This window comes from Pseudomonas sp. LBUM1651 (assembly GCF_059716135.1).
On the sequence record NZ_CP166805.1, the window covers coordinates 3,261,748 to 3,284,154 of the forward strand.

Annotated in this window: 18 protein-coding genes; 13 read left to right on the plus strand and 5 right to left on the minus strand. The window is 60.4% G+C overall.

Annotated elements, in window-relative coordinates; genetic code table 11:
* Positions 1-2: 2 nt before the first annotated feature.
* The 3 genes from gacA to ACA066_RS15185 form a co-directional block, all read right to left on the minus strand.
* A complete protein-coding gene (gene gacA / locus ACA066_RS15175) occupies positions 3-644 on the minus strand; it encodes a response regulator transcription factor GacA (RefSeq protein ID WP_008015884.1) in 642 nt (213 codons plus the stop codon).
* 126 nt (positions 645-770) lie between these two features.
* Positions 771-1,214, minus strand: coding sequence for a GNAT family N-acetyltransferase (locus tag ACA066_RS15180; protein WP_497695562.1), 444 nt, complete (start codon positions 1,212-1,214; stop codon positions 771-773).
* Entirely contained in the window at positions 1,214-1,972 is a 759-nt protein-coding gene (locus ACA066_RS15185) for a carbon-nitrogen hydrolase family protein (RefSeq protein ID WP_497695563.1), read from the minus strand. The genes ACA066_RS15180 and ACA066_RS15185 overlap by 1 nt, the downstream gene beginning before the upstream one ends.
* A 627-nt stretch (positions 1,973-2,599) precedes the next feature.
* Here ACA066_RS15185 and ACA066_RS15190 point away from each other — a divergent pair.
* From ACA066_RS15190 to ACA066_RS15240, 11 genes are all read left to right on the plus strand, one after another.
* Positions 2,600-3,673 (plus strand): 3-deoxy-7-phosphoheptulonate synthase, encoded by a 1,074-nt coding sequence (locus ACA066_RS15190; protein ID WP_497695564.1) that lies wholly within the window; start codon positions 2,600-2,602, stop codon positions 3,671-3,673.
* A gap of 226 nt (positions 3,674-3,899) precedes the next feature.
* Positions 3,900-4,781: an esterase/lipase family protein gene (locus ACA066_RS15195; RefSeq protein WP_497695565.1), complete on the plus strand. Its 882-nt coding sequence runs from the start codon at positions 3,900-3,902 to the stop codon at positions 4,779-4,781.
* Between the two features lie 84 nt (positions 4,782-4,865).
* Entirely contained in the window at positions 4,866-5,147 is a 282-nt protein-coding gene (locus ACA066_RS15200) for a peptidylprolyl isomerase (protein WP_497695566.1), read from the plus strand.
* Between the two features lie 137 nt (positions 5,148-5,284).
* The gene (locus tag ACA066_RS15205; protein ID WP_497695567.1) at positions 5,285-7,153 is read left to right on the plus strand and encodes an extracellular solute-binding protein; all 1,869 of its coding nucleotides are present in this window, start codon (positions 5,285-5,287) and stop codon (positions 7,151-7,153) included.
* Positions 7,153-8,214, plus strand: coding sequence for a microcin C ABC transporter permease YejB (locus ACA066_RS15210; RefSeq protein ID WP_017339138.1), 1,062 nt, complete (start codon positions 7,153-7,155; stop codon positions 8,212-8,214). Before ACA066_RS15205 ends, ACA066_RS15210 begins: the two co-directional genes overlap by 1 nt.
* Entirely contained in the window at positions 8,214-9,236 is a 1,023-nt protein-coding gene (locus tag ACA066_RS15215) for an ABC transporter permease (protein WP_084320175.1), read from the plus strand. Before ACA066_RS15210 ends, ACA066_RS15215 begins: the two co-directional genes overlap by 1 nt.
* Before the next feature lie 16 nt (positions 9,237-9,252).
* Positions 9,253-10,824: an ABC transporter ATP-binding protein gene (locus ACA066_RS15220; RefSeq protein ID WP_497695568.1), complete on the plus strand. Its 1,572-nt coding sequence runs from the start codon at positions 9,253-9,255 to the stop codon at positions 10,822-10,824.
* Positions 10,825-10,975: 151 nt separating this feature from the next.
* Complete coding sequence (locus tag ACA066_RS15225) at positions 10,976-12,391, plus strand: sigma-54 interaction domain-containing protein (protein ID WP_497695569.1); 1,416 nt, start codon at positions 10,976-10,978, stop codon at positions 12,389-12,391.
* Positions 12,392-12,689: 298 nt separating this feature from the next.
* Positions 12,690-14,081 (plus strand): GntP family permease, encoded by a 1,392-nt coding sequence (locus ACA066_RS15230; protein ID WP_497695570.1) that lies wholly within the window; start codon positions 12,690-12,692, stop codon positions 14,079-14,081.
* Between the two features lie 7 nt (positions 14,082-14,088).
* Entirely contained in the window at positions 14,089-14,862 is a 774-nt protein-coding gene (locus ACA066_RS15235) for a 3-hydroxybutyrate dehydrogenase (protein WP_497695571.1), read from the plus strand.
* 164 nt (positions 14,863-15,026) lie between these two features.
* Entirely contained in the window at positions 15,027-16,982 is a 1,956-nt protein-coding gene (locus ACA066_RS15240) for an acetoacetate--CoA ligase (protein WP_497695572.1), read from the plus strand.
* 126 nt (positions 16,983-17,108) lie between these two features.
* Here the strand turns inward: ACA066_RS15240 and ACA066_RS15245 are convergent, their stop codons facing one another.
* On the minus strand, positions 17,109-18,218 hold the full coding sequence (locus ACA066_RS15245; RefSeq protein ID WP_497699883.1) for a PilT/PilU family type 4a pilus ATPase: 1,110 nt from the start codon (positions 18,216-18,218) through the stop codon (positions 17,109-17,111).
* 119 nt (positions 18,219-18,337) lie between these two features.
* On the opposite strand from ACA066_RS15245, the gene ACA066_RS15250 reads away from it, so the two are divergent.
* A complete protein-coding gene (locus ACA066_RS15250) occupies positions 18,338-20,875 on the plus strand; it encodes a PAS domain-containing hybrid sensor histidine kinase/response regulator (RefSeq protein ID WP_497695573.1) in 2,538 nt (845 codons plus the stop codon).
* A gap of 65 nt (positions 20,876-20,940) precedes the next feature.
* Complete coding sequence (locus ACA066_RS15255; protein ID WP_007898282.1) at positions 20,941-21,216, plus strand: peptidylprolyl isomerase; 276 nt, start codon at positions 20,941-20,943, stop codon at positions 21,214-21,216.
* A gap of 163 nt (positions 21,217-21,379) precedes the next feature.
* Here ACA066_RS15255 and ACA066_RS15260 read toward each other — a convergent pair whose 3' ends face one another.
* A complete protein-coding gene (locus ACA066_RS15260) occupies positions 21,380-22,315 on the minus strand; it encodes a sugar kinase (protein ID WP_497695574.1) in 936 nt (311 codons plus the stop codon).
* Between the last annotated feature and the right edge of the window lie 92 nt (positions 22,316-22,407).

Below are 22,407 nucleotides of genomic sequence, written 5' to 3' on the forward strand. Positions count from 1 at the left end.
TATCAGAGGCTGGCATCAACCATGCCGTGACGAACCGCCAACAGCGTCAACTCGACATCGCTGCTGATCGAAAGCTTTTCGAAAATTCGGTAACGGTAGGTGTTCACGGTTTTGGGCGACAGGCACAACTTGTCGGAAATGATCTGCACCTTCTGGCAGCCGACAATCATCAGTGCGATCTGGATTTCCCGTTCCGACAGCGCGTCGAACGGCGAATCGTTGGTCGGCTGAAAGGACTTGATCGCCAGTTGCTGGGCAATTTGCGGGCTGATGTAGCGTTGCCCGGCAAACACCAGGCGGATGGCCTGGACCATCTCCGGCAACCCGGCGCCTTTGGTCAGGTAGCCCGCGGCTCCGGCCTGCAACAACCGTGTAGGAAACGGATCTTCCTCACACACGGTGACCGCAACGACCTTGATATCAGGATGACTGCGCAACAATTTGCGGGTGGCCTCAAGACCGCCGATACCGGGCATCTTGACGTCCATCAGCACCACATCGGGTTTCAACTCACGCGCCTTGAGCAGGGATTCTTCGCCTGACTCGGCCTGGCCGACCACTTGCAGGCCATCGATGTCAGCCAGCATTCGTGTAATGCCTGTACGAACGAGATCATGGTCATCGACTACTAGCACCCTAATCAAGCAGACACCCCGCGATATGGTCTTATTGAGTTGTCGACACCTTAGCAAAAAGCGACTGGCAGACCTAGCGGCAAGCGTCATATAAAAAGTTTCAATACATCTTGAAAGGCTTGTCCGATGCGTGTTTCAGCGACTCGCGACCTCGACATCGCGCTGCATTCTCAGGAAACACTCGTCTGTGCCGACCACCTTCAGGCCCTTTCTCTCGTATAACGCTTTCGCCGGATTATTTTCAAACACCGTCAACCGCAGGGCCGGGCGCCGTTCCTTGCGCGCCATCGCCAATACCTGATCGATAGCCCAGGAACCGGCACCCTGCCCCTGAAACGTTTCGAGCACGTGCAACTCACGGATGTACAAGGCCCTTGCGTCTCGGCTGAGGCTCACATACCCCAGTACCACCTCATCACGCACAATCAACCAGTTTTCCCGCCCCGCCCAGGCCACATCGAAGGCCTCGTCCTGCCACAGCAGATCGTGCTGAATGTAGTAGCGGAGCATGGTTTGACAGGTCAAATCCCGTGCAAAGTCGAGGTCCTGCGATGTCGCCGGACGTAAATCGAACCCCATCAAGCCTCCACGACGGCGACGACGTGTCCCGTCCAGCCATCAGTAGTGCGGCGAGCAACGACCAGCAGATCGCCGGTGCCGGGTGCAGCGGCAATCTGCGAGCCGTCCGACGCCCAGATGGCGCTGCGTCCTGCCGACTCCCAGCCCCCCGTCGCACCGCCATGGTTGGCCATCAACACCGCCATCGAGTGCGTGACGGCATAGCCTTGCAACAACGCAGTGTCCGGGGCGTAGCCGTTTTCGGTGATCAGCACGCCCGCGGCATACAGGTTGGCACCCTGTTGCGCCGCTGCGGCCGCATGGCTGGCGTGGGAAAAGTCGGCGCACACCGCCAGGGCGACCGTGTCGCCGCCGATTGTCAGGGTCGAACCGCCGAAGCCCGGTGCAAACGCTACTTCCTCGCCGGGATGCAGATGCTGCTTGCTGTAGACCCCGAGTGAGCCATCGGCGCCCAAAACCAGCGCACCAATCAACACTGGCGAATTCTCCGACAGACGAATAGGCATCCCGACCACGGTCGTTACGCCGATTTCCTGCGCGAAATCCCGTAGCGGTTGCAGCAGCGCATCCTCCGGTGCAATCGCCAGCTCAACCGCCAGCCCACGCTCGTACCCGGTTAGCGACAGTTCCGGAAACACCAGCAACTGCACACCCTGCTCCGCCGCCACCTGCATGAAACGTTGATGCCGGGCGATATTGGCGGCCAGGTCTCCCGCGATAGAGATCGATTGAGCGGCGGCGATGGTCAGAGGCGTCATGGTTCGTCCTTGCGACGTGGTGTTTTTGTTCAAGCGGCGAGTGTGTCATAACCTTTGACGCACTCAAGCGATAGAAAACGCCGTCGGTGACCAATAGCAATTTCTGATTGAATCCGCGTACCGGCCTCTAGTAAGCTCGGCGCATCCATCGGAGACAGACCATGTTAAACGCCCTCTCACAGCTTCGTACCGCCAGCGCCCCGCGCTCGGTTGCGGCTGCCCGGGTGAACGTCGTTTGCGCTCCGGTCAGCTTTTATTTTGGGTATTGGTTTAGCCACTGGCGCGCCTGATACCCACACGGCGCCCACTTTAAACGGGTCGCCACCAGAGAATTCTCAACCCCCGGTCGGCCTCCCGACCGGGGGTTTTGTTTTTTCAGCCCCAGACACTTTTTAGCAGTAACCAGACAACTCGAGGATTCACGACATGAACTACGCCACTTATTACCGTTACGACAGTTTTACCGCCTGGCGATTTAGCAGCCTCCGCTCGGGACAGCCTGCCGCCTCCGATCGGTCACCCACAGGTGGCAAGCACATACACGCAGCCAATCCGGCCAATTGTCGAACACCCCAGTAGGGCCGAGCGTGCGGGAACGAACCCGCCGCCCGCCCAGGAAGCCTGAATATGAACTCGTCCGTCTCTGCTCTGCCGCTGTCTACCCTGAGCCCTGCCAATGAAGCGCTGACCCTGCGTCTGCCAAGCTCATTGCAACTCAAACAGCAACTGCCCCTCAGCAACGCCCTGACCCGCCAGGTCGCCGCCCACCGCGACGCGGTCCGCGCGATCCTCAACGGTGAAGACTCCCGTTTGCTGGTCATCGTCGGCCCTTGCTCGATTCACGATCCCCGGTCCGCCCTCGAATATGCGAGCAACCTCGCCCGCCTCGCCGCCGAAGTCAGCGACGAAATGCTGCTGGTGATGCGCGCCTACGTTGAAAAACCCCGAACCACGGTCGGCTGGAAAGGCCTGGCCTACGATCCGCACTTGGATGGCAGTGATGACATGGCCGGCGGCCTGACCCTGTCCCGCGAGCTGATGCGCGAAATGCTCCAACTGGGTTTGCCCGTCGCCACCGAACTGCTGCAGCCGATGGCCGCCGGTTACTTCGACGACCTGCTCAGCTGGGTGGCCATTGGCGCCCGCACCACCGAGTCGCAGATCCACCGGGAAATGGCCAGCGGCCTGAGCATGCCGGTCGGCTTCAAGAACGGCACCGATGGCGGCGTCGGCGTTGCCAGCGACGCCATGCGCTCGGCCGCCCATCCGCATCGGCACTTCGGTGTGGACAGTCAGGGGCATCCGGCGATCATTCAGACCCCGGGCAATCCCGATACCCATCTGGTACTGCGCGGAGGCCATCGCGGCCCGAATTACGATCGCGACAACGTCGCCCGGATAAACAGCGACCTGACCCGGCTGAAGATCCCGGCGCGGATCATGGTCGATTGCAGCCACGCCAATAGCGGCAAAGACCCGTTGCGTCAACCGGCGGTGTTCAACGATGTGCTAGAGCAGCGTCTGCAAGGTGATCGCTCACTGATCGGGATGATGATCGAAAGTCACCTGTTCGAGGGTTGCCAGCCGTTGAGTGCAGCGTTTCAGTACGGCGTATCGGTGACGGATGGTTGCCTTGGGTGGGACGCAACCGAGGCGTTGTTGCGTTCGGCGGCGGAACGGTTGCGAGCGGCACAGGTTTGACAGGCAAATGACATTTCGGAGGTAGGGCATTGCAGGACACTGCGCTACCTCCGGTTAAAGGACGTCCGGACATTCCGAAAAAAGCCTCCTGCTGATTCGAATACTCCTACCTTACCTATTCCGTTTTCACCGATTTACAGTGGTTTTTTCAGACATCGCGCGAACGCCCGAGTGCTTTAGAGTGAGGCCCGAGCACATCCACGAACTCCCGCGAAAAGGTACGAACATGCAACGGAATGCAAGCACTCTCTATCCCATCCTGCTGGTTCACGGCCTGTTCGGTTTCGACCGGATCGGCCCGTTCGAACTCTTCCAGACCATCAAGCAAGCACTGCGCAGCGACGGCGCCAGGGTGTTCATACCTCACCTGTCGGCTACCCATACCAACGAAGAACGCGGTGAACAGCTTCTGGCACAGATCGAACGGGTGCTGGAAGGTACCGGCGCAGAAAAGGTCAACCTGATCGGGCACAGCCAAGGGGCACTGGCCGCACGTTATGCCGCAGCGATAGCGCCGCAAGTCGTAGCGTCGGTGACGTCGGTCAGCGGACCAAACCACGGCTCGGAACTGGCGGATTTCCTGCGTAAGGCACTGACGCCCGGACGCCTGCCGGAACGGGCCGCCGAAGCGGTCGTCACCTTGTTCGCCGATTTCCTGTCGTTGCTGAGTGGCAACCCGCACCTGCCGCAGAACGCTATCGCCGCGTTGAATGCGCTGACCACCGAAGGTGTCTACGCGTTTAATGAGAAATACCCGCAGGGCTTGCCAAAAACCTGGGGTGGCAAGGGCCGCGAGCTGGTCAACGGGGTTCGCTATTATTCCTGGAGCGGTACTTTGCAAGGGACCGTTCTCGATGAAGGGCTCAATGCACTCGATCCGCTGAACGGGTTCTCATGGGCCTTTTCTCGATATTTCACCACCGAGGCCGATCAGAACGACGGCATGGTCGGACGCTTCAGTTCCCATCTGGGTAAAGTGATCCGTTCCGACTATCCGCTGGATCACCTCGACAGCATCAGCCAGACAGGCGGTCGGGTACGCAAGGGCATCGACCCGATTGATTTGTATGTGCAGCACGCCGAACGCCTGCGAAAGGCTGGCCTGTAAGCATTCGAAGGAACTTTGAGAAGAAATGGACCACTGAATCCGGTAGGCTCCGCATTTTATTGAACACTGAAAGGAGTATTTCCCATGGCTAAAGCCACTGCCCGTCACATCCTGGTTGCCAGCGAAGACAAGTGCAACGAACTCAAAGCCCAAATCGAGGCGGGTGCCGATTTCGCCGAAGTTGCCAAAGCCAACTCCACCTGCCCGTCCAGCCGTCAAGGCGGTGACCTGGGTTCGTTCGGTCCGGGCCAGATGGTCAAGGAATTCGACACCGTGGTCTTCAGTGCACCGCTCAACGTGGTGCAAGGTCCGGTCAAGACTCAGTTTGGTTACCACTTGCTGGAAGTGACCAGTCGTCAGGACTGATCCAATCGCTAAGCTTTGCGCACAACGGCCCGCCTTTTTGGTGGGCCGTCGTGTTTCGGATGCGTGATACGGCTGGCGAGAGACGCGCCGCTAGCGTACAAATTGCGGTTATCGACCACCCGGCTCTAAGGCTGACAATGCGACTGGCTTTCCCTACTTTGTTGTTCACTGCCGTGGCCCTGCTGTTGGGCGCCGCCGGTGTGAACGCCGCCCCCCAACACGCGCTGACTGTCTACGGCGAACCGGCGAAGTATCCTGCCGGCTTCAGTCATTTTGCCTACACCAATCCGCAGGCCCCCAAGGGTGGGACGATGCGGCGTTCGGCGATCGAGATCGGGCATTTCGACCATGTCCTGCCATATATAGACAAAGGCATCGGCGTGACGCAGATCGACGGTTTGATCTATTCGCCCCTGGCCCAGCGTTCGCTGGACGAGCCTTACACCGTTTATGGCCTGGTGGCGCAGAAGATGGCGCGCTCGGATGACGGGTTGTCCCTGCGTTTCTACCTCAACCCCAAGGCCCGCTTCGCCGATGGCAAGCCGATTACCGCTGAAGACGTGCGCTACACCTTCGACCTGCTTATGACCCAGGGCAGCCTGCGCTATCGCACTCAATTCGCCGACGTAAAAGGCGTCGAAGTGGAATCGCCGCTAACGGTGCGTTTCGACTTCAAGAGCAACGAAAACCGCACCCTGCCCCTCGACATCGCGACCTTGCCGGTGTTTCCCGAGCATTGGTGGAAAACCCGTGATTTCGCCAGCGGCGGTGGTTACGAGCCTCCACTGGGCAGCGGCCCATACAAGGTGAGCAAGGTCGACTCCGGGCGCAGCATCACCTTCGCTCGCAATCCCGACTGGTGGGGCAAGGACCTGCCGGTCAGCCGCGGCCTCTACAATTTCGATCACTTCAGCATCGAGTATTTCGGCGATACCGACGTGGCGCGCCAGGTGTTGCGCGGTGGTGCCTACGACTACAACCGTGAGTTCTCCGCCACCGGTTACTCCATCGGCTACGACAGCCCGGCGCTCAGCGACGGCCGGCTGCAGAAGGCGCATCTGGCGCAAAACGCGCCACAATCGGCGCAAGGTTTCGTGTTCAATCTGCAAAATCCGCTGTTTCAGGATCGCCGCGTACGCCAGGCTTTGGTGATGCTCTGGGATTTCGAATGGAGCAACCGGCAGATGATGCGCGACCTCTATATCCGCCAGCAGAGCTTCTTCTCCAACACCGACCTTGCCGCCCGCAACCTTCCCGACGCCGCCGAGCTGGCGATTCTTGAGCCCTTGCGCGGACAGATCCCCGACGAAGTATTCACCAAAGTCTTCGAGGCACCGAAAACCGATGGCAGCGGCGTGATCCGCGACAAACAACTGCAAGCGCTGGACTTGCTGGAGCAGGCCGGGTGGAAACCCGATGGCGATCAATTGGTGAATGCCGAAGGCAAACCGCTGAGCTTTACTTTCCTGGTCAGCCAGAACGGCATGGACCGTTTGCTGCTGCCGTACAAGCGCACGCTGAAGCAGATCGGCATCGACCTGAACATCCGCCGCATCGACTCGTCCCAGTACGTCAATCGCCTGATGTCCCGGGATTACGACATGATCGTCACCGGCTACCCGGTCACTACTTCGCCGGGCAACGAACTGAACAACTATTTTGGCTCCGCGGCGGCCAACGATCCGGGCTCCAACAATTACATGGTGTTGAAAAACCCGGCGGTCGATACGCTGGTCAGCGGCCTGGTTCGCGCCACCACCCAGGCCGACATGTTGCGCTACGCCCATGCACTCGACCGGGTACTGCAATGGAACTACTACTGGATTCCCAACTACTATCCGCCGGGCAGCTCGACCGTATGGTGGAACCGCTTCGGGATTCCCAGCGTGCAAGCCGCCAATGACGAAGCCATCGAGAGTTGGTGGGAAGTGAGCACCACGCCGCTGACCAACCAACAGATGACCGCCGAGCTGATCAAGCGCGGCAAACCCGGAGGGCCGCACTGATGTGGGCTTATATTCTGCGGCGTCTGCTGCTGATCATTCCGACCCTGGTGATCATTCTCCTGGTCAACTTCGTCATCGTTCAGGCCGCGCCGGGCGGTCCGGTGGAACAGGCGATTGCGCACCTGCAAGGCATCGGTGGCGCCAGCGTCGGCGGTGGTTCCAGCGAAGTCATGAGCGGCAGTTCACGGGCCAGTCGCGGCCTCGATCCGCAACTGATCAAGGAAATCGAAAAACAGTACGGCTTCGACAAACCGGCGCCGGAGCGTCTGTGGCTGATGCTCAAAAGCTATGCGCAACTGGATTTCGGCAAGAGCTTTTTCCGCGGTGCCACCGTCACCGACCTGATCCTGGAAAAAATGCCGGTGACCATTTCCCTCGGGCTCTGGGCCACGCTGATCACTTACCTTGTGTCGATCCCGCTGGGCATCCGCAAAGCCGTGCACCACGGCAGCCACTTTGATATCTGGAGCAGCACCGCGATCATCATCGGCTATGCAATGCCGGCATTCCTGTTCGCGATGTTCCTGATCGTGGTGTTTGCCGGCGGCACGTCGCTGAACTGGTTCCCGGTGCGCGGCCTGGTCTCGGACAACTTCGAATCGCTGTCCACCGTGGGCAAGATCGCCGACTACTTCTGGCACTTGGTGTTGCCGGTGACGGCGCTGGTGATCGGCGGGTTTGCCACGCTGACGATCCTGACCAAAAACTCCTTCCTCAATGAAATCACACGCCAGTACGTGGTCACCGCCCGCGCCAAAGGCATGAGCGAACGGCGCGTGCTGTACGGCCACGTGTTTCGCAACGCGATGCTGTTGGTGGTGTCGGGCATTCCCCAGGCGTTCATCAGTGTGTTTTTCGCCGGTTCGCTGCTGATCGAAGTGATCTTTTCCCTCGATGGCCTGGGCCGCATGAGCTACGAAGCCGCGGTGTCCCGGGATTATCCGGTGGTGTTCGGTTCGCTGTTCATCTTCACGCTGTTCGGCCTCCTGATAAAACTGGTCGGCGACCTCTGCTACACCCTGGTCGACCCGCGTATTGACTTCGCCGCGAGGAACGCCTGATGTTCAAGCTTTCGCCGTTGGCGCGTCGCCGTTTCGAACGTTTCAAGAAAAACCGTCGTGGCTGGTGGTCGCTGTGGCTGTTTATCGGTCTGTTCCTGTTGAGCCTGGGCGGCGAGCTGATCGCCAATGACAAACCGCTGGTGGTTCGTTACCAGGACTCGTTGTACTTCCCGGTTTTCAAGCGCTACACCGAGCAGGAATTCGGCGGACAACTGCCGTTCCAGGCCGACTACCGCAGCGACTATGTGCAGAAGCTGATCAAAAAGGATGGCGGCTGGTTGCTGTTTCCGCCGATCCCGTTCAGCGACGACACGCCCAACTATGACCTGAACAAACCGGCGCCGAGCCCGCCCTCGAACGTCAATTGGCTGGGCACCGACGACCAGGCACGCGACGTGCTGGCCCGGGTGATTTTCGGCGCGCGGGTGTCGATTCTGTTTGCGTTGATGCTGACGTTTGTCAGCGCGCTGATCGGCATCGCCGCCGGCGCGCTGCAAGGTTATTACGGCGGCTGGGTCGACCTGATCGGTCAGCGCTTGCTGGAAGTCTGGTCGGGGTTGCCGGTGCTGTATCTGCTGATCATCCTGTCGGGGTTCGTCGAGCCGAATTTCTGGTGGTTGTTAGGGATCATGGCGCTGTTTTCCTGGCTGGCGCTGGTGGACGTGGTGCGCGCCGAGTTCCTGCGCGGACGCAACCTGGAATACGTCAAAGCCGCCCGTGCACTGGGCCTGACCGACCGCAAAGTCATCGTGCGGCACATTCTGCCCAACGCGATGAATGCGACGCTGAGTTACCTGCCGTTCATTCTGACCGGGGCGATTTCGACGCTCACGGCGCTGGATTTCCTCGGTTTCGGCATGCCGGCCGGCAGTGCATCGCTGGGCGAACTGATCGGTCAGGGCAAACAGAATCTGCAAGCGCCGTGGCTGGGGCTGACGGCGTTTTTCACCCTGGCGCTGATTCTTTCCTTATTGGTGTTTATCGGCGAGGCGTTGCGAGATGCCTTTGATCCTCGGTCTTGAATAAGCGGATGTTGATATGAGTAACCTGATCGAAATCCGCAACCTCAGCGTGGCCTTCAGCGGCCAGACCGTGGTGCGCAATCTGTGCCTGGACATCCGCCCCGGTGAATGCCTGGCACTGGTCGGCGAGTCGGGATCCGGCAAATCGGTGACTGCGCACTCGATCCTGCAACTGCTGCCCGAGACCGGCACCGAATCCACCGGCAGCATCCGCTATCGCGGCAAGGAACTGCTCGGCGCCTCCTCCAAAGTGCTGCGGGAGTTGCGCGGCAACCGCATCGCGATGATTTTCCAGGAGCCGATGACCTCGCTCAACCCGCTGCACAGTATTGAAAAGCAGATCGGCGAAACCTTGCTGTTGCACAAAGGCTTGACCGGCAAACCCGCGCAGGCACGGATTCTTGAGTTGCTGCACCTGGTGGGCATCCAGAAACCCAAAGAACGGCTCAAGGCGTACCCGCATCAACTGTCCGGCGGTCAGCGGCAACGGGTGATGATCGCCATGGCCCTGGCCTGCGAGCCTGAGTTGCTGATCGCCGACGAGCCCACCACGGCGCTGGACGTGACGGTGCAGCGCAAGATCCTGCTGCTGCTCAAATCCCTGCAACAGCGACTCGGCATGTCGCTGCTGCTGATCAGCCACGACCTCAACCTGGTGCGCAGCATCGCCCAGCGCGTGTGCGTGATGAAGGCCGGGGAAATCGTCGAACAGGCGCCGTGCGAGACGCTGTTCACCGAGCCAAAGCATCCGTACAGCTGCGTGTTACTGAATGCCGAACCGGAGGGCGAAGCCCTGGCCCGGGACGCACGCGAGAATGTACTGGAAGTGGAAAATCTTTCTGTGCGCTTCGCCCTCAGTGGCGGACTGTTCCAGCGCAAAACGTATTTGCACGCGGTGGATGGCATCAGCCTGAATGTCCAGCGCGGCAAGACGCTGGGCATTGTCGGTGAATCGGGTTCCGGCAAGTCCACACTGGGCCAGGCGATCCTGCGCCTGCTCGACTCCGAAGGCAGCATTCGCTTTCAGGGTGAAGCGCTGGACGGTCTGACGCAAAAGCAGCTGCGGCCGTGGCGCAAGAAAATGCAGGTGGTGTTCCAGGACCCTTTCGGCAGCCTCAGCCCACGAATGTCCGTGGCGCAGATCATCAGCGAAGGCCTTGAGGTTCATAGCCAGTTGACGGCGGACGAATGCAAGGCCGAGGTGATTCGGGCACTGCAGGAAGTCGGCCTCGACCCGCAAAGTCGCCATCGCTACCCCCATGAGTTTTCCGGCGGCCAGCGCCAGCGCATCGCCATCGCCCGCGCACTGGTGCTGAAACCGGCGCTGATCCTGCTCGACGAACCGACCTCGGCGCTGGACCGCACGGTGCAAAAACAGGTGGTTGCCCTGCTTCGCAAGCTTCAGGAAAAACACGGTCTGACCTACCTGTTCATCAGCCACGACCTGGCTGTTGTCCGCGCCCTCGCCCATGACATGATCGTGATCAAGGACGGCAAGGTGGTTGAAAGCGGCGCCAGCCATGACGTGTTCGATTCACCGCAGCATCCGTACACCAAAGAGCTGTTGGCGGCGGCGCATCTGCAGTAGGCAAAATGACCGTGTCGCCCCTATCGCGAGCAGGCTCGCTCCCACAGGTTTTGCGTCGAGCACAAATTCGTCGACAACCACATTCCCTGTAGGAGCGAGGCTTGCCCGCGAAGGGGCCCGCACAGGCAATAAATAATCAGGATCAACCAACATGAACACCACCGAAAGCCTGAAGGACTACCAGCGCGTTCGCCTGTTGGCGATCCGTTCGTTGTTCGAGATCATCGAGCAGTCGAGTGAAGGCACGGTGATCGTCGATCGTGACGCCAACATCGTCTGGATGAACGAACGTTATGCCCGGCGCTTCGGTCTGGCGTCGGCTGAAGTGGCGATCGGCAAGGCCTGCGAAAGCGTGATCCCCGGCAGTCTGCTACGTGAGGTAGTGCGCACCGGCCGACCGATTCTGCTCGACATGCAGGACACTCCCAAGGAACCGCTGGTGGTCATGCGCCTGCCGATTCACGACGATGCCGGCGTGGTGATCGGTGCGATTGGTTTTGCGCTGTTCGACGAGTTGCGCAGCCTGTCGCCGATGCTCAAACGCTACATGAGCATGCAGGAAGAACTGGCCTCCACCCGCTCGCTGCTGCGGGCACGGCAGACCAAGTACAACTTCGCCCATTTCATCGGCACCAGCGCGGCCAGCCTCGAAGTCAAACGCCGCGCCCGGCGCAGTGCCAGCGCCGACTCGCCGGTGTTGCTGCTCGGCGAAACCGGCACCGGCAAAGAGCTGTTGGCGCAGGCTATTCACGGGGCTTCACCGCGTGCCCATAAGGCCTTTGTCAGCATCAACAGTGCAGCGATTCCCGAGTCGTTGCTGGAAGCCGAATTCTTCGGCACCGCCCCTGGCGCGTTCACCGGTGCAGACCGCAAGGGCCGTGCCGGCAAGTTACAGATTGCCCAGGGCGGTACGCTGTTCCTCGATGAGATCGGCGACATGCCGCTGCCCTTGCAAAGCAAACTGCTGCGGGTGTTGCAGGAAAAGGAATTCGAACCGGTGGGCTCCAACGAAGTGATTCAGAGCGATGTGCGAGTGATCGCGGCGACCTCGACCGACCTTGAAGCGGCGATCAAACGCGGCGAGTTTCGTGCCGATCTGTATTACCGCCTCAACGTGCTGCCAATCCAGGTTCCACCGTTGCGGGATCGTCTCGATGATTTGCCGGCGCTCAGTGAAGCGATTCTCGAGGAGCTGCGCAGTCAGCATGAACTGAACCGCGAAGCGCTGGAGCTGTTGGGGCAACACGCCTGGCCTGGGAATATTCGCGAACTGCGCAACGTGCTGGAACGGGCGGCGTTGCTCAGTGACGACCTGATGCTGAATGCGCAGGATATTCGCGCGGCGATTGGCACGTTTACGCCGGTCGAACGCGCAGAGCCTTTAAAGGTTGAGTCGGTTGCGCACGAGACGTTTAGTGAGGCTCGTGAGCGGTTTGACCGGCAATTGATTGAATCGGCCCTCGCGCAATGCGGGGGGAAGGTGATTGAGGCGGCGGCGCGGCTGGGGCTTGGGCGATCGACGCTTTATAAGAAGATGGTGGCGTTGGGGATTGCCGAGTCTCAATAAAGAGACAGCAATCTCTATTGGTAGACAGGGCCTCTTCGCGGGCAAGCCTCGCTCCTACAGTTGTGAGGCTGTCCCCAAAAAACCGCCTACAACATGATTCCGTAGGAGCGAGGCTTGCCCGCGAAAGCGTCCGCAAGCTCATCAACAATCTCAAAACAGAGACAACAATCAATAATTTCAATGTTGAAACTGATAAATATCCTTATATTTCAACACGTTGCATATCTGGCACGAAACTCGCTAAAGCCCTCCCCCACACAGCTTCACCACACAAAAATAACAATCCAGGAGACACACCATGAGTGTGATCATTGCCTTGGCAGCCCTCGCGCTGCTGATGCTTGCGGCCTACCGTGGCTACAGCGTTATCCTCTTTGCCCCGATTGCCGCCCTCGGCGCCGTTCTGCTGACTGACCCTTCCGCTGTCGCCCCCGCCTTCACCGGGGTGTTCATGGAAAAAATGGTCGGCTTCATCAAACTGTATTTCCCGGTGTTCCTGCTCGGCGCAGTGTTCGGCAAGCTGATCGAGTTGTCGGGTTTCTCGCGCTCCATTGTCGCAGCGGCGATTCGCCTGCTCGGCACCCGTCAGGCGATGCTGGTGATCGTGCTGGTCTGCGCCCTGCTGACCTACGGCGGCGTGTCGCTGTTTGTGGTGGTGTTTGCGGTCTACCCGTTCGCGGCCGAAATGTTCCGCCAGAGCAATATCCCTAAACGCCTGATCCCGGCGACCATCGCCCTCGGCGCGTTCTCGTTCACCATGGACGCCCTGCCCGGCACCCCGCAGATCCAGAACATCATCCCCAGCACCTTCTTCAACACCACCGCCTGGGCGGCGCCGTGGCTGGGTTTGATCGGCTCGATCTTCGTAGTCTGCGCCGGCATGCTGTTTCTGCAGCGCCAGCGCAACAAGGCTCAGCTTAGCGGTGAAGGCTATGGCACCGACCTGCGCAACGAGCCGGAAACCGCGGCCGATATCAAGCTGCCGAATCCATGGATTGCGCTGTCGCCGCTGCTGGCGGTGGGCATCATGAACCTGCTGTTCACCCAGTGGATTCCGCAGTGGTACGGCAAGACCCACAGCCTCGCGCTGCCGGGCATGGCCGCGCCGGTGACCACTGAAATCGCCAAGCTCACGGCGATCTGGGCGGTTCAGGCTGCGTTGCTGGTCGGCATCATCATGGTGTTGGTGTTCGGCTTCCAGGCGATTCGCGGCAAGTTGGCCGAAGGCAGTCGAAGTGCGGTCGGGGGTTCGTTGCTGGCGGCGATGAACACCGCCTCGGAATACGGCTTCGGTGCGGTAATCGCTTCCTTGCCGGGCTTCCTGGTACTGGCCGACTGGCTAAAGAGCATTCCCAACCCGCTGGTCAACGAAGCGGTTACCGTAACCCTGCTGGCCGGCATCACCGGTTCGGCGTCGGGCGGCATGAGCATTGCGCTGGCGGCCATGGCCAATGACTTCATCGCCGCAGCCCATGCCGCCAACATTCCCCTGGAAGTGATGCACCGGGTCGCCGCGATGGCCAGTGGCGGCATGGACACCCTGCCGCACAACGGCGCGGTTATCACCCTGCTGGCGGTGACCGGCCTGACCCACCGCGAAGCCTACAAAGACATTTTCTGTATTACGCTGATCAAGACCCTGGCGGTCTTTGTGGTGATCGGTACTTTCTACGCCACTGGCATTGTGTGAGGTATTCATGACGACTCTTACGGGCAAGACTGCATTGGTCACTGGCTCCACCAGCGGCATCGGCCTGGGCATCGCCCTCAGCCTGGCCAAGGCTGGTGCCAACCTGATCCTCAACGGTTTCGGCGATGCCTCCAAGGTGATTGCCGAGGTTGAACAGTTCGGTGGCAAGGTCGGCCATCACCCCGCCGATGTCAGCGACGCGGCGCAGATTGCCGACATGATCGCCTACGCCGAGCGCGAGTTCGGCGGCGTGGACATTCTGGTCAACAACGCCGGCATCCAGCATGTGGCTCCGGTGGAAGACTTTCCCGTGGAGCGCTGGGATTCGATCATTGCGATCAACCTGTCGTCGGTGTTCCACAGCACTCGTTTGAGCCTGCCGGGCATGCGCCAGAAAGGCTGGGGACGGGTCATCAACATCGCCTCGGTGCATGGCCAGGTCGGTTCGGTGGGCAAGGCGGCTTACGTCGCGGCCAAGCACGGGGTGATCGGTTTGACCAAGGTGGTCGGCCTGGAAACCGCCACGACCAATATCACCTGTAACGCAATCTGTCCGGGCTGGGTGTTGACGCCGCTGGTGCAGAAGCAGATTGATGACCGCATCGCGACCGGGATTGATCCGCAGCAGGCGCAGCATGATTTGCTGGCCGAGAAACAGCCTTCGCTGGAGTTCGTTACGCCGCCGCAACTGGGTGAACTGGTGTTGTTCCTGTGCAGCGAGGCCGGCAGCCAGGTGCGGGGCGCGGCGTGGAATATTGATGGTGGGTGGTTGGCGCAGTGATGGGCCGCTAACCCCTGTGGCGAGGGAGCTTGCTCCCGCTGGGTGGCGAAGCCGCCCCAAAAAATGGTCGGATCAGCCAATTTTCGACTGCTGCGCAGCCGAGCGGGAGCAAGCTCCCTCGCCACAATAGCCTGTGAGTGCACATAAGAAAAAAGAGGCAAATCATGTCCGACATCCTCTGGCAACCCGACGCCAAGCGCATCGCCAAGACCCGCATGGACGCCTTTCGGCGCTTCATCAATCAGCGACATCACCTCCACGTCGCCGACTACGCCGATCTGCATCAATGGTCCATCGATCAGCGGGTCGAGTTCTGGCAAGCCATCGTCGATTTCTTTGATATCCGCTTCCACGATCAACCCGACGCGGTGCTGATCGAAGGCGATCAAATGCCCAGCGCCCAATGGTTCCCCGGCGCTACCCTGAACTTCGCCGAACACCTGCTGCGCCGTCGCGACGATGCCGTCGCCGTGATCGCGATCGGCGAAAACGGCCAGCGCGAACAGCTGACCTGGGCCGAACTGGCCGAGCATGTCGCCGGTTTTCAAAACAGTCTGATCGCCGCCGGTGTCGGCCTCGGCGACCGCGTCGCCGCGTGCATGCCCAATACCTGGCAAACCCTGGTCGCCATGCTCGCGACCACCAGCCTCGGGGCGATCTGGTCCTGTTCGTCGCCGGACTTCGGCACCCAAGGGGTGATCGACCGCTTCGGCCAGATCGAACCGAAAGTGCTGATCACTTGCGCCGGTTACCGCTACGCCGGCAAAGACATTGACCAGCGCGCCAAGGTCAATGAAATCCTTGAACGCCTGCCGTCCCTGCAACAATTGATCGTCGTGCCTTACGCTCGACCACAGGTGCGTATCGCAGACTTCCGCACCCACGCCGATGTGGCGCTCTGGGATGAATTCTACGAACCCGGTGGCGAGCCGGATTTTGTCGCCGTGCCCTTCGCGCACCCGCTCTACATCCTCTATTCCAGCGGCACCACCGGCGTGCCCAAATGCATTATTCACAGCACCGGCGGCGTGCTGCTGCAACACGTCAAGGAACATGGCCTGCATTGCGATCTCGGTCCCGCCGACCGTTTGTTCTACTACACCACGTGCGGCTGGATGATGTGGAACTGGCTGGTCTCGGCCCTGGCCGTCGACAGCGCCGTGGTGCTGTACGACGGCTCGCCGTTTCACCCCGGCCCCGAGCGTTTGATCGACCTGATCGACGACGAGCGCATCAGCGTGTTCGGGACCAGCCCCAAATACCTCGCGACGCTGGAAAGCACTGGCGTGAAGCCTCGGGAAAGTCATGATCTTGGCAGCCTGAAAACCCTGCTGTGCACCGGTTCTGCGCTGTCGCCGCAAAGTTACGACTACGTTTACCGCGACTTCAAGGCCGACCTGTGCCTGGCGTCGATGTCGGGCGGCACCGACATCGTTTCCTGCTTCGTCAACGGCAATCCATGGCTGCCGGTGCGTCGCGGCGAAATCCAGGGCAAGAGCCTGGGCATGGCCGTCGAGGTCTGGAACGATGCCGGCACGCAGGTAGTGGGCGAAAAAGGCGATCTGGTCTGCACCCGGCACTTCCCGGCGATGCCCATCGGCCTGTGGAACGACCCGACCGGCGAAAAGCTGCGCGCGTCCTACTTCAGCCAGTTTCCGGGCGTCTGGGCCCAGGGCGATTACGCCGAACAGCTGGCTCACGGCGCAATGATGATTCACGGCCGCTCGGACGCCGTACTCAACCCCGGCGGCGTGCGCATCGGCACCGCGGAAATCTATCGTCAGGTGGAGAAAGTCCCGCAGGTGATCGACAGCGTGGCCATCGGTCAGCAGTGGCAGGATGACGTGCGGGTGGTGCTGTTCGTGCGCTTGCGCGATGGCGTCGAACTCGACGAGGCCCTGCAACAGCAGATTCGCCAGGTCATTCGCGCCAACACCACGCCACGGCATGTGCCGGCGAAGATCGTCGCGGTGACGGACATTCCACGGACCATCAGCGGCAAAGTGGTCGAGCTGGCGGTGCGGAACGTGGTGCATGGCCAGCCGGTGAAAAACACCGATGCGCTGGCCAATCCCGAAGCGCTGGAACAATTCCGTGACCGCCCCGAACTCAAGGATTGATAACGCAGATTTCACTGTAGGAGCGAGCTTGCTCGCGAAGGACGTTAACGATAACGCGTTCTTGCTGATTAAGCGCGTTGCTCTCAAGGTCTTCGCGAGCAAGCTCGCTCCTACAGGGGATTTGGGTCAGTCCATCAGTCCCCATTCGCCGGGTGGTGCATTGGGTCCCGGTGATGCGTCGGCATGCAGCTTCAGCCGCAGGCGCAAATTGTTCACCGAGTCCGCGTGCTTCAGCGCTTCCTCCTCATCGATCGCGCCTTCTTCAACCAACGCAAACAGCGCGCCATCGAACGTCTGCATGCCCTGCTCGGCGGACTTCTCCATAATCCCCTTGAGCTCATCGAATTCGTTACGGCGGATCAAGTCACCAATGGTCGGCGTACCGAGCATCACTTCCACCGCGGCCCTTCGTTGACCATCACGGGTACGCACCAGGCGTTGGGAAACGAATGCTTTCAGATTGTTACCCAGGCTATGCAGCAGCTGGGGCCGCCGCTCTTCCGGGAAGAAGTTGATGATGCGGTCCAGCGCCTGATGGGCGTTGTGGGCATGCAAGGTGGAAATCACCAAATGCCCGGTGTCGGCAAACGCCAGCGCATGCTCCATGGTTTCGCGGTCGCGGATCTCGCCGATCAGCACCACATCCGGCGCCTGGCGCAGGGTGTTCTTCAATGCCGCATGAAAACTGCGGGTATCCACGCCGACCTCGCGCTGGTTGATGATCGATTTCTTGTGCCGATGAATGTATTCGACCGGGTCTTCGATGGTGATGATGTGGCCGCTGCTGTGGCGGTTTCGATAATCGATCAGCGCCGCCAGTGAGGTAGACTTGCCCGAGTCGGTGGCGCCGACGAACAGCATCAGCCCTTGTTTGAGCATGACTGTTTCCAGCAGCACCGCGGGCAACTGGAGGTCTTCGAAGTGCGGAATGTCGAGTTTGACATTACGAATCACGATCGACACGTCGTTGCGTTGTTTGAAAATGTTGACCCGAAAACGCCCGACACCGGTCAAGGATATCGCCAGGTTCATCTCCAGTTCACGATCGAACTCCAGCCGCTGCTCGGCGTCCATGATGGACATTGCAATCGCCGTGATTTCCCCTGGTTTGAACGGCTGATCGGACAAGGGTTTGAGCACACCATCAAACCGTGCACAGGGCGGCGCGCCGGTGGACAGGTACAGATCGGAACCTTCCTGGCTGGCCAGAATCTTTAAAAGCCCATCGATTTCCATGGCAAAAAGCACCCGCGAAGCATTGAATGAACAGAAATGACCCCGAAAACGGGTCATACAGCGCCTGCCGCTCTAGGATAGTAGACGCCGCCACACAGACTGACGTGCAGGACACCTTGATGAACGCAACACCCACCGGCAGCGATGCCCAGGCCTTGATTGCCAGACTGGACTGGACGAGCACCCCGCTCGGCAGCGCCAGTGCCTGGCCGCAGAGCCTGCGTACGGCGGTGGACATCGTGATTCACTCGCCGATGCCGATGCTGTTGCTGTGGGGGCCGGAGCTCACGCAGATCTACAACGACGGCTTCGCCCTGCTGGCCGGCAGCAAGCATCCGCACGCTTTCGGACAACCGACACACCAGATCTGGCCAGAACTCAAAGACTTTACCGACCCGATTTACAGCGCCGTCCTACAGGGCCAGGTGCGAACCTACAGTGAACAGCGCTTCACCCTGCAACGCGACAAGGACGAATCCGACTTCTGGCTGGATTTGACCTACAGTCCGATCCGCGATGAAAGCGCCGAGGTCGCCGGGATTCTGGTCACCGCCATCGAAACCAACGAACGTCGACGCATCGCCCTCGAACTTGAACAGCGCTCGGCCGCCAGCTTGAAGGCTCAGCGCGAAACCGAGGAACGCCTGCAATTGGCGCTGGCCGCCACCGACGCTGTCGGCACCTGGGACTGGGACATCAGCGAAGACCGCTTCATCGCCGACGCGCACTTCGCCCAATTGCACGGCATCGATCCGCTCCTCGCCAGCCAGTTACCCATCAGTGCTTATCTCGAAGCCGTGCATCCGGAAGACCGCGCGATGGTCACCCGCGGCATCAAGCACTGCATCACCCACGGCACCGAATACGCCGAGGAATATCGCCTGCTGCAACCCGACGGTCAGCTGCGCTGGGTGTTTGCCCGGGGCCGTTGCTACAAGGATCACCATGGCCGGCCCATCCGCTTCCTCGGCGCCGCCCTGGACCTGACCGAGCGCAAACACACCGAACAGGCCTTGCGCCAGAGCCAGACCGAGCTGCAACTGATCATCAACGCCATGCCGATCCTGATCAGTTACGTCGACAGCGAGGAACGCTTTCGCCTGAACAACGCCGCGTACCTGGATTGGTACGGCCTGACACCCCAGGAACTTTACGGTCGGACCATTCGTGAGGTGCTGGGCGAAGTAGCCTACACCTTGCGCGCCGAATACATCGCCGAAGCACTGGCGGGCAGAACCTGCTGTTTCAGCATCAGCACGCCGCATCGTGATGGCAGCACCCGTCAGGCCTTGATGAATTACCTGCCCCGCCACGGGCCGGATGGCGCGGTGAACGGTTTCTATATTTTCGTGATCGACGAAACCGAGCGCAAACAGACCGAAGAAGCCTTGCGCAACCTCAACGAAACCCTTGAAGAACGCGTTGCCGCCCGCACCCAGCAATTGGCCGAAGCGAACCAGCGCCTGCAAAACGAGATGTTCGAGCGCGAGCGCGCTGAAGACGCCTTGCGCCATGCGCAAAAAATGGAAGCGGTCGGTCAGCTCACCGGCGGCATCGCCCATGACTTCAACAACATGCTCACCGGGATCATCGGCAGCCTCGACCTGATGCAGCGCTACATCGCCGACGGGCGCGCCGCCGAGATCGGCCGTTTCACCGAGGCGGCCGTGTCGTCGGCCAACCGCGCGGCCGCCCTGACCCATCGCCTGCTGGCGTTCTCCCGGCGTCAGTCGCTGGATCGCAAGACGCTGAATGCCAACGAGCTGATTCATTCCCTGGAAGACCTGCTCAGCCGCACCAAGGGCGATCACATCGCGCTGAAGCTGCAACTGGCCGATGAAGTCTGGCCGGTCAGCACCGACGTCAGCCAACTGGAAAACGCGCTGCTCAACCTGGTGATCAACGCCCACGACGCCATGCCCGATGGCGGCGAGTTGCTGATTGAAACGGCCAATGTTTACCTCGACAGCAGCGACATCAACACTCTGGAAACCGTCAAGCCCGGGGACTACGTGATGATTGCCGTCAGCGACAACGGCACCGGCATGACCCCTTCGGTGTTGGCCAAGGCGTTCGACCCGTTCTTTACCACCAAACCCATCGGCCAGGGCACAGGGCTTGGTTTGTCGATGATTTATGGTTTTGCCCAGCAGTCAGGTGGCCACGTCAAACTCGACAGCCTTCCAGGCCAAGGCACCTGCGTTCGCCTTTATCTGCCGCGGCTGCATTTCCCGGAACCGGAAAACACGCTGCTGCCCTTCAGCGGCGAAGCGCCAGCGGCGATTGCCGGTGAAACCGTAATGTTGGTGGAAGACGATCCGGCCGTGCGCATGCTGGTCCTCGATTTGCTGAATGAGCTGGGATATCACGCCCATGAAGCCGAAGATGCGAAGACCGCCCTGCCCTTGCTGGAGTCCGACGTGCGCGTTGATCTACTCGTGACCGATGTCGGGCTGCCGGGCATGAACGGTCGGCAACTGGCAGAAATTGCGCGTCAGCACCGGCCGGAACTCAAGGTGCTGTTCATGACCGGGTACGCGGAGAAAGCCGCCGAACGCCAGGGTTTCCTCGAGGAAGGCATGGACATGGTGGCCAAACCGTTTTCCATTGATCTGCTGGCCAACAAGATTCGCACGATGATCGGCCAACCCGAGTGAGTTGAGGCATAATCGCGCGCCCCCGCTGGCACCAACATAGCCATCACCGTTGCAAGGTACTGCCCATGAAAGCTCAAGCCCGCCATATTCTGGTGAAAACCTCGGAAGAAGCCGAGCAGCTCAAACAACGCATTGCCAAGGGCGAAGCTTTCGATGTGCTGGCCAAGAAATACTCCACCTGCCCGTCCGGCAAGCGCGGCGGTGATCTGGGTGAAGTGCGGCCGGGGCAGATGGTCGGGGTGATTGACGCGGTGATCTTCAAGAAACCGCTGCGGGTGGTGCATGGGCCGATCAAGAGCAAATTCGGGTATCACCTGGTGCAGGTGTTCTACCGGGATTGATCAGTTTTCCAAGGCCCCCTGTGGCGAGGGAGCTTGCTCCCGCTCGGCTGCGAAGCAGTCGTAAAACCTGAGAATGCGGTGTGCCTGACAGTATGTGCTTTCAGGTATTGGGGCTGCTTCGCAGCCCAGCGGGAGCAAGCTCCCTCGCCACAAGTAATTCGTGTCAGTCTTTCGGAATCAACGCCCCCGGCACCTGAATCACCCGACTCGCCAACCGATGCCCGGCCTCGGCCGCTTCCACCGGGCTTCCGCCCTTGAGCCGGCTGGCCAGGTACGCCGCACTGAACGAGTCCCCCGCCGCCGTGGTATCCACCACGCGTTCAACCTTCTGCGCCGGCACCTCGAACGACTCACCATCACAACGAATCAGACACGCCTCGGCACCGTGCTTGAGCACCACTTCCGGCGTGCCCATCTGCGCGTAAGCGGCAAACACCGCCTCGTAATCGGAAAAATGGAACAGCGCCTGCTCGTCATCCACCGTCAGCAACGCCAGGTCGACATATGGCAACACGCTGCGATACGCCGCTCGAGCCTCTTCGATCGACGCCCACAACCGTGGCCGGTAGTTGTTGTCGAAGACGATCCGCGCATCCCGCTGTCGGGCTTCGATCAGGGTTTCCAGCAGTTTCGCCCGACCTTGCACGCCGAGCACCGCCAGGGTGATGCCGCTGAAATACAGCACATCGTAATCCGGCAGCGCCGCCAGAATGGGGGCCGCCGCCGGGGTTGTGAAGCAATCACGGACTGCGGCTTCGTTGCGCCAGTAGAGAAAACGCCGCTCGCCGGCGGCGTCGGTCTGGATGCAATACAAGCCGGGCAAACGGCCGGGCAAGCGCTGAACCATGCCCAGACCGATGTTTTCGTCGGCCCAGCTCTGGCACATGGCGTCGCTGAAACTGTCATCGCCCAGGGCGGTGACGTAATCCACCGCGCCGCCTTCGCCCAGCTCGCGAGACAGGTAGACCGCGGTGTTCAAGGTATCGCCGCCGAAGCTCTGCTGCAGACTGCCGTCGGCGCGTTGCTGCAGCTCGATCATGCATTCGCCAATGAGAGCGATACGCGGGGTGTTGGGGCCAAGGGTGTTGATGGTGTTCATTGTTCTTGGGCTCTCTGGTGTTTCTGTGTTGTCTGGCCGGCCGTCATCGCGAGCAAGCTCAGCTCCTACAGGTTTTGTGTCGAGCCCCAATC